Source organism: Blastomonas sp. (assembly GCF_030373265.1).
GTDB lineage: Bacteria > Pseudomonadota > Alphaproteobacteria > Sphingomonadales > Sphingomonadaceae > Blastomonas.
Genome location: NZ_JAUCZC010000024.1, coordinates 26308 through 34952, shown reverse-complemented (window position 1 = coordinate 34952; position 8645 = coordinate 26308). Strand labels below are relative to the sequence as shown.

At 64.2% G+C, this 8645-nt stretch carries 6 protein-coding genes; 4 read left to right on the top strand and 2 right to left on the bottom strand.

Features of this window, described 5'->3' with window-relative positions:
- Window positions 1-150: 150 nt before the first annotated feature.
- Window positions 151-2439: an EAL domain-containing protein gene (locus QUV11_RS13830; protein ID WP_300883476.1), complete on the top strand. Its 2289-nt coding sequence runs from the start codon at window positions 151-153 to the stop codon at window positions 2437-2439.
- A gap of 136 nt (window positions 2440-2575) precedes the next feature.
- Window positions 2576-3892 carry a dicarboxylate/amino acid:cation symporter gene (locus QUV11_RS13825; protein WP_300883475.1) on the top strand — a complete coding sequence of 439 codons (1317 nt, stop codon included), beginning with the start codon at window positions 2576-2578 and terminating at the stop codon, window positions 3890-3892.
- 55 nt (window positions 3893-3947) lie between these two features.
- On the opposite strand, the gene QUV11_RS13820 is transcribed toward QUV11_RS13825, so the two are convergent.
- Both QUV11_RS13820 and QUV11_RS13815 read right to left on the bottom strand, forming a co-directional pair.
- On the bottom strand, window positions 3948-4790 hold the full coding sequence (locus QUV11_RS13820) for an inositol monophosphatase (RefSeq protein WP_300883474.1): 843 nt from the start codon (window positions 4788-4790) through the stop codon (window positions 3948-3950).
- Window positions 4787-5659, bottom strand: coding sequence for a diacylglycerol kinase family protein (locus QUV11_RS13815; RefSeq protein ID WP_300883473.1), 873 nt, complete (start codon window positions 5657-5659; stop codon window positions 4787-4789). The genes QUV11_RS13820 and QUV11_RS13815 overlap by 4 nt, the downstream gene beginning before the upstream one ends.
- Window positions 5660-5876: 217 nt before the next feature.
- On the opposite strand from QUV11_RS13815, the gene QUV11_RS13810 reads away from it, so the two are divergent.
- A complete protein-coding gene (locus QUV11_RS13810) occupies window positions 5877-8051 on the top strand; it encodes a TonB-dependent siderophore receptor (RefSeq protein WP_300883472.1) in 2175 nt (724 codons plus the stop codon).
- Between the two features lie 12 nt (window positions 8052-8063).
- Complete coding sequence (locus QUV11_RS13805; RefSeq protein ID WP_300883471.1) at window positions 8064-8645, top strand: hypothetical protein; 582 nt, start codon at window positions 8064-8066, stop codon at window positions 8643-8645.

Sequence of the window (8645 nt, the reverse complement as noted above, 5' to 3'; positions counted from 1 at the left end):
ATGACGACGATGATGACGACGATGATGACGACGATGATGACGACGATGATGACGACGATGATGACGATGATGACAGGGGTGGCGGCAGAGGCGGTGGCGGACGTGGTCGGGATGATGACTGACGCGTCGCCGTTGCTGGCAACCTGACACATGTCGGTCGGCGCCATCCGTGCAGGCTCGCTGACGCGCGGCGAACGGTGGACGATCCTGGCGATCGCCGTCGCGGTCGGCATGTTTGCCTTGTTCTCGAGCATGGGCCTGCTGGAGCATGGCCTCCGATCGTTCCGGGACAGCCTGCGTCATCAACCAGCCAGCGGCGAGCTGCACATCGTCGAGATCGATGCGAAAAGCCTGCGGATGATCGACAGCTGGCCCTGGCCGCGCGGCGAGCACGCCCGGCTTGTCGATGCCCTGACCAAGGCCGGCGCGAGAACGGTCGCGTTCGACGTCGATTTTTCCAGCAGATCGACGCCCGTGCAGGACGGGATGCTCGAGCAGGCGCTGGCCAGCGCCGGCGGCGGGGTGATTCTGCCGACCTTCCGCCAAGTCGGCAACACGGCAAACCGCGAGGTCATCGAAACGCTTCCCATCGCGCCGTTGCGCGAGCACAGCTTTCTGGGTGCGGTCAGCATTCTGCCCGACAGTGACGGCTATGTGCGCAGCGCGCCGTTGGGCATCATCACGCGCGACACCCCGCGCCCTTCGCTGTCCGCGATGCTCGCCGGGCATGCCGGCAGTGCCTTTGCCGATTTCCCGATCGATTTCTCGATCGACCCCGCCTCGATACCCCGCCACAGCTTCATCGACGTGAGCCGGGGTGGTGCCGCAGCCGCGCTGGCCGGCAAGGACGTGATCGTTGGCGCCACCTCTGTCGAACTGGGCGATCGCTATGCGGTGCCGCGTTATGGCGTAATCCCCGGCGTGGTGATCCAGGCGCTCGCGACCGAGACGCTTCGCCAAGGGCTACCCGTGCGGCTGCCCGGCATCATCCCATTGGCGTTCGGCCTGCTCGCGGCGTGGTGGGTTACAGGCGCGACACGGCTGCGCCAGATCGCCCTGCGCGCGGCCGTCGCGACGGTCAGCGGGCTGGCCGCGATGACGCTGCTCGAGGACCTTTGGAGCATCACCGGTGCATTGGTGCCAGCCATGGTCGCCATCGGCGCTGCTGCGATTCCCCGGGCGATCCTGATCACGCTGGACGACCGCCGCGCAGCGGCACGCATCGACGCGGACAGCGGCTTGCCCAATCGCCGCGCGCTGTGCGACCGCGCACCGGGCCGCGTGACGGTTGCCGGCGTGATCGATCGCTATGATGAAATTGCCGCGACATTGGGATCGGCGCGGATGGGCGCGTTCGTCGCGCGCATCGCCGAGCGCGTGGCGCCCGCGGTGGATGCCGTGATCTACAGGATCGACGAGCGAGTCATCGCCTGGATCGCGCACGACGAAATGCAGCAGGACATGGCCGACCGGCTGCGCGCACTGCTGCTGCATCCTGTCGAAATCGATGGCCGCAGGATCGACGTTCGCGTTGCCCTTGGCGTATCCGGCAGCGATGCGGTGGGCGCAGTGTCCGACACGATCGACGCTGCGGCGGCCGCTGCAAGCAAGGCGCTCGAGCAGGGCGTGTTCTGGAACAGCGCCAGCCATTCCGCGGACGTTTCGGCCTATGACACGCTGTCGCTGATGGGCGAACTCGACGACGCGATCGATCGCAACGAGATCGAAGTGCACTACCAGCCAAAGTTGGCACTGGCCAGCAACCGGGTCGAAAGCGCCGAGGCGCTGGTCCGCTGGGTACACCCCGTGCACGGCCGAATCGGCCCCGATGTGTTCATCCCGCTCGCCGAGCGCCACGACCGCATCGACCGGCTGACGCTGATGGTCACGCGCGCCGCGCTCGACACCATCGCCCGCCTTGACGGCGTTTCGGTGGCCGTGAACCTGTCCGCCAAGCTGCTGAGCGATGCGCGCTTCAATCGCGCGCTCGACATCATGCTGGAAAGCCATGCCCGATCGGTCGGGTCGCTGATCTTCGAGGTGACCGAATCCGCTGCGATGTCGGATATCGGGATCGCCCGCACCGCGCTGGAGGCGTACCGGGCGCGCGGCATCACGATCTCGATGGATGACTATGGCACCGGCCAGTCGACGCTGAGCTACTTGAGGGAACTGCCGATCGCCGAGCTCAAGATCGACCGGATGTTCGTCCAGAACGTGCACGTCAACGCCGATGACGCCGTCCTCGTGCGATCGACGATCGAGCTTGCGCATCGGCTGGGCATCCGCGTGGTGGCAGAAGGGGTCGAAGATCAGGGATGCCTCGATTTCCTGCGCGAGGCCGGTTGCGATTATGTTCAGGGATGGCTGGTCGGAAAGCCCGCGCCCCAGCGCGACTTCATCGCCCTTTGCCGCACCGGCTCGCCGCTCGCGGCCTAGACGGCCCGGTCAGCGCCACGGCGGCAGCCCCAACGGGCGCAGGTCAACATCGAATCGTCGCCTGCTCTGCACGATGCGCACTTGCGCAATTCAACGCGCCCGGTAGGACACCGTCCAAACATGAGGGGGCACCGGCGTGGACCGCAAGCTTACGTGGTATATTTTCGCGGGCATGATGCTCGGAGTGCTGGTGGGATACGGTGTCCATCTGGCTTTGCCGGCCGATGACCCGTGGTTCGTATCCACCACCAACAGCTTCAGGCTGCTGTCCGATATCTTCCTGAACTTGATCAAGCTGCTGGTCGCTCCGCTGGTGCTTTCGACGATCGTGGTCGGCATCGCCCATATGGGTGACAGCAGCGCGCTTGGGCGCATCGGGGTGCGGGCACTCACCTGGTTCATCACGGCCAGCTTCATCTCGATCGGCCTTGGCCTTTTGATGGTCAATCTGTTCCAGCCCGGTGTCGGCGCTCCCATTCCCGATGCCGCTGACGCGGCGCGGATGGTCGGCGACGTGAAGAAGCTCGATCCCTGGCAATTCACCCTCTCCATTTTCCCGAAGAATGCGCTCGAAGCGCTGGCCACCAACAACATCTTGCAGATCCTGGTGTTTTCCATCTTTGCGGGCGTCGCCTTGTCGGCGATCGGGGAAAAAGGCGCTCCGCTGGTGCGCGGTGCTGAGGCTCTGGCCGAGATGATGCTGCAGATCACGGGCTATGTGATGCGCTTTGCACCGTTTGCCGTGTTCGGAGCCATCGCCAATGTGGTGGCCTCGAGCGGCCTTGCGATCCTTGCGACCTATTTTGAATTGCTGGTCGAGTTCTATGTGTCGTTGCTGCTGCTGTGGATCGTCCTGCTGACCTTCGGCTGGGTCTTTCTCAGACAGGAAATCTGGAAGCTCATCCGCTACATTCGCGAGCCGCTGTTGATCGCGTTCTCGACCGCCTCGTCCGAAGCGGCATTGCCCAAGATGTTCGAGCAGCTTGACCGCTTCGGCGTGCCGCGCCGGATATCGGGTTTCATGCTGCCGCTGGGCTATAGCTTCAACCTCGACGGATCGATGATGTACATGAGCTTTGCGACGATCTTCATCGCGCAGGCTTATGGGATCGATCTGTCGATCAGCACCCAGATTTTGATCCTGCTGACGCTGATGATCAGCTCGAAGGGGATCGCCGCTGTTCCCAGGGCCAGCCTGGTGGTGATCACCGGCACGCTGGCCCAGTTCGGGCTTCCGGTCGAGGGCGTTGCGATCATCCTGGCGATCGACCAGTTTCTCGACATGGGCCGCACCGCGACCAACGTGGTGGGCAACGCGGTCGCGACCAGCGTCATCACCAAATGGGAGGGCATGCTCGAAGCCCCCGAGCCGCCCGAGATGGATCTGCCGCACGCACCTGCGGACACGCCCCATCACGGGACCCGCGGTCTCGATTTGCGCGAAGACATCTAGCGCGCTGAGCGGGCGGCGATGATCCTGGTGCGTGGCCGGTTTCGGGCGGGTCCGGTCAGATCGGCGAGCGCTCGGCAAACCGCGCCAAGGTGGACGCTTCCCCTATTGCGATAGGCGCCGTCCATCGCCCGGGGTCGGCGCTGCCGTCGCTGAAACCGGGAAATGGCTGCCAGCCGTCTGCATTATGCTCAAGAACGTCGCCTTGCGCTGCGTGCACCAGCGCCAGGCCTCCTGCCACGTCCCAGATATTGGGCCGCTCGAACCACGCAATTTCCAATATCCCCGCAGCCACGAACGCGCATTCGATCGCAGCAGAGCCGGTCTTGCGTCCGTCCCAGCCGTGCGGGGCGCCCCGGCTTGCAAAGGGTTCGCCGCCCAGCCGCCGCCGGATCCCGGGATTGGGCGCGGTGGCCACGGGGACGCCATTGAAGCGCAGCGGACCACCGGACGCGGCGTGATACACGCCCGATTCCAGCGTATGGCTCGTGCTGCACCAGACCGCTCCTGCCAACGGCTGTCCGCGATAGAGCACGCCGACGGATGACGCGAACAGGGGAAAGCCGTTGATGAAATTGGCGGTGCCGTCGATCGGGTCGACAGCCCAGAGGAATTCATGCCCCAGGCTGGGGCGGTGATCGATCTCTTCGCCGATGATGTCATGCGCGGGAAAGCACTCGCCCAATCGCGCCCGGATCATCGTTTCGACGCGGTCGTCGATGTCCGAGACCGGATCCTTGACCTGCGTCGCATCGTCCTCGGCGCCCTTGTACTTGATGCGCAGCATGCCCCCCAGTGCGGCACGGATTTCGCTGCCGCCAAGCTGGGCGAGTTCCACCGCGAGGCTCTCGATTTCCGAGATCAACGCCGCATCGGGCAATGGGAGGCGGTCAGGGGTCATGGCTGTTCCTTGGCGGTGAGGACCTTCACCCAGGTCGGGCACATGCGGACATCGGCAATGCCGGTCGTTTCCCCATTGGGTGAACGGTCATCGATCCGGAAGGGTCGTTCGTGCACCGTGATGCGGACCGAGGCCGCCTTGCGCGGCGGGATCGGGCACGGAAAGTCGTCGGGTCGCTTCATCCAGCGCAACAGGTCGTCGCGTTGCTCGGGCGTGATGATGACGACATCGAGCAGACCGTCATCGGGGACCGCACTGTGCGCCAACGCGAGGCGCGAGCCGACCAGGCCGATGTTCATCGCCTCGACCATCAGGCATTCGCCCTCCCACTGCCAGTCCTCGGCAGCGACAACGCAGTGGAACGGCTCGGCCCGCGCCACCGCCGCCTCGAAGGCGGCGCGGCCATTGGCGCGCTTTTCGGCGGGACTGGCGGGTTCCTCGTCGGCGTCCTCGAACGAGTCGGTGAGCACCCCGGCCCCCAGGGCTTCGAGAAACGGCTTGCAGCCCCAGGGGCCATCTGCCTCGCAGCGATCCAGGCGCGTCCAGGCGTCAAGCGACCAGCGTCCGGGAAGGTCATGCCACGGTCCGTCAACCCCCAGCGCGTGCGCGATGTTGTTTGATCCCCCCAACGGCAGGATGGCCACTGGCCGGGTGATGTCTTGAAGGCCCGAGATGACGTCGGCCACAGTGCCGTCGCCGCCCGCCGCAACGATCAGATCGACCCGCGCCTGCATCGCCTCGCCAAGATCATCGTCGCCATGCGCGCAATAGATCGTCTCGATCCCTGCATCGTGCAAGGCCGCTTCGATCTTGCTGCGGGGAATGGGATCGGTTCCGGCATTGGCATTGTGGACAAGAAGCGCGCGCATGTAAGCTCCGACACGGCAGGGAATACTGATGCTCGCAACGCCCAGATATCCGCCGGGTTGCCGACACTGTGCGGTGGTCAATCCCGAGCTTGTCGAAACCCCTGAGGCTTCACACCGCGCGGATAACATTTCGGGCGCGCTGGCGGTCTAATTGCGATTGACTTTCATAAGCGTTATCGGCAGACGCGGACCCATAGAAGCATCAGGGGGTTAGCCAGTGTCCAGTTTCGGAAAACGCGCGTTCAAATTAGCGCTTATCGTATCGTCCTCACTCGCGACGGCAGCACACGCGCAGGATTCCGACGCTGAAGGCAACGAGTCCGACGAACAGATCGTGGTGACCGGCCAGGTCTCGACCTTCGGGGCGACCAAGTCCGATGCTCCCATCGCAGAAACGCCGCGTTCCATTTCGGTTGTCACGTCGGGCGAGTTTCAGGACCGGGGCGCACTCACGCTGAGCAACACGCTCAATTATACCGCCGGCGTGACCAGCAATGCCTTCGGGCTTTCCACGCGGGGCGATTTCGCGACGATCCGCGGCCTCGATGCGCCCGAATATCAGGACAACCTGCAGGTCCAGTTCGGTTTCTACAACAACGCCCGGGTCGATATCTACACGCTTGAACAGGTCGAAGTGCTCAAGGGGCCGGCATCGGTGCTCTATGGTCAGGCGGCACCGGGCGGCATCGTCAGCACCGTCTCGAAGATCGCCGGGCGCGACAAATTGGGCAAGGAGATGGTCTTCACCGCGGGCAATTTCGACCGCTATCAGGCCTCGCTCGATTACGGTTTCGACCTGAGCGGCGACGGCACCCTGACCGGCCGCTTGGTGGCCATCGTGCGCGACAGCGGCTCCGAGATCGATTTCGTCAACGACGACGCGATCGTCATCGCGCCATCGCTGACCTACGACAACGGCCGCACCGCGGTGACGGCGTTGTTCAACTATACAGACCGTAAAGGTGATACTGATTCGCAGTTTCTGCCGCTGTACGTGACCGCGTGCCAGTCGAGCCAGGTCACCTTTTCCGATCCCGGTTTCTGCGCCGGTGCGCCGGCCAAGGGCATCGACAATTCCACCTATCTGGGGGATCCGGGCTTCAACCGCTATGATACCCAATCGCTGACCGGAACGCTGTTCCTCACCCACCGTTTCAGCGACGCCCTGAGTTTCGAGGGGACCGCGCGCTACCGCGACAACGAGGCGATCTATCTGCAGGCCTGGCCCGCGTTTCTGGGTGACGGCGTGCCGCGCGTCCAGCCCGACGGAACGATCATCGGGCGCAGCGTTTTTGGCGGGCCTGCCGGTTCGACACAGTTTGCCTTCGACACCCGTTTGCGCGCGAATTTCGAAACCGGCCCGGTCCGGCACGAGGTGCTCGCCGGGGTCAGCTATCAGGATGTCGACACCTTCGAGAACCAGGCATTCTTCAATCTGCCGACGACGTTCAACGTCTTCAGGCCGGTCTACGACATGTCCGGCTTCCCGACCGCAGCCCAGTTCGATGCTGCGCGCTTCCTGACCGAGAACCAGACCGAATCGACCGACCTGTACCTGATCGACCGTATGAGCATCGGCAATCTGATCCTTGATCTTGGTGTCCGCTATTCGTCGGTCAATTCGCGCGATGCGGCCAACGACCAGAAGGACGAGGAGTACCCGATCACGGCGGGCGCGCTGTACAAGACCTCGATCGGCCTCAACCCCTATATCAGCTACGCTGAATCCTTCCGCGCCACCGTGGGAACCGATGCGCTTACCGCGACACCGCTGCTGCCCCGCCGCGGCGAACAGCTCGAGGTCGGCTTCAAGTATCAGCCGCCGGGCGGATCGAGCTATTTTTCGGTCGCCTATTACAAGCTCGAGGAGAACAATCTCGTCGAGTTCGTCACCACCGGGCAGACCCAGCCTGGGCTGACGATCGAGGCCGAAGGTGTCGAGGTCGAAGCATTGGTTCGGCTGGGCGATATCTCGTTCGACTTCGACTTCCGGCACCAGGATGCCAAGGAGGTCAACGCCGACGGTGTCAGCCTGCCCCGCCCCAGCCTGCCCGACACGACCGCTTCGCTGTGGACCATGTGGGTTCCGTCCGCCGGCCCGCTTGATGGCCTGAGGATTGGCGCGGGTGTGCGCTATGCCAGCCAGAACGAAAGCAACGGCACCGCCTTTCCCGCTTCCAACGGCTTTGCCGCGACGCCAAACCGCATCGTGACCGATGGCTACACGGTGTTCGACGCGCTGCTCGCCTATCGCTTCACCAGCGGCATCGAGGCATCGCTCAACGTGCGCAACCTCGCGGACAAGCAATACTTTGCCACCTGCCTTTCGCGCGGCGACTGTTTCCCGGGCGAACAGCGCACAATCCTGGGCACCGTGGCGTTCCGGTTCTAGGGAAGGTAGGCAATGGTGCTTTGGCAGCTGTCAGGGCTGGTTCTTTCCGCTGCGGGCCTATTCGCGCTTCACCGCGCGTGGCAGGCCAAGCAGCGCCATTGGGGCCTGATCGGCCTGGGCTGGGCGTTGCTGCTCGGGTCGGTTCTCGTGTGGGGCCGCACCAGTGGCGTCGACAAGGGGCCGGCGCTTGGCCTGATTTCCATCACCATCATGGCCATGCTCGCCATTTTCGTGGCTGCGATGCGGACGCCGGTCAAGCAGCGTCGCCAAGCGCGGGTGCGCAATGGCATGGCCGATACGCAAACCCGTGTCCGGCATTCGGCAGCGGCGAACGTTGCCAGCATTCTGGCGATCGTGATTTTCGGGCTGGCCGCGTCGGTGGCCGCATGCACCGCCTTGTTCATGGGCAACCGCGCGCTGGGCATGGAGCACACCGCCAACCTGTCGCTGACGATGTTTGCATTTCCGTTGGCCTGGGCCGGGCTCGCCACGTATATCGGCTATTCCAGCAGCATCCGCACCAGAGCCACGGTCCTGACAGGGGTGCTCGCGCTGTCGAGCGTGATCATTTTCAGCAGCATGCAGGTGACCTGA